Here is a 363-nt window from a genome sequence, read left to right on the forward strand (position 1 = left end):
CCGACGGCGACTATCAGTTCCGCGCCGTCGTCACCGATCCGGCCGGCAACAGCTCGAACAGCAATGCCATCGAGGTCGTGGTCGACAACACCGCGCCGAGCGCCGGCACGCTGGCCTTTGCCAACCTCACCGACACCGGCACGCCGAACACCCCGGCGGTCACCACCGACGGCACCTTCGATCTCAGCCTGAGCGGCAACGCGGATGCCAACGGCACCGCGGTGACCTATCAAGTTTCGACCGATGGCGGCACCAACTGGACCTCGACGACTGCCACGCAGACCAGCCTGGCCGACGGCGACTATCAGTTCCGCGCCGTCGTCACCGATCCGGCCGGCAACAGCTCGAACAGCAATGCCATCG

Annotated in this window: 1 protein-coding gene; it reads left to right on the forward strand. The window is 66.7% G+C overall.

Annotated elements, in window-relative coordinates; all coding sequences use genetic code 11:
• Positions 1-363, forward strand: a 363-nt coding sequence (locus X742_RS01000000171335) for an Ig-like domain-containing protein (protein ID WP_032925245.1), incomplete at both ends; no start/stop codon positions are given.

Origin of the sequence: Mesorhizobium sp. LNHC229A00, from assembly GCF_000502415.1 — a bacterium.
GTDB lineage: Bacteria > Pseudomonadota > Alphaproteobacteria > Rhizobiales > Rhizobiaceae > Mesorhizobium.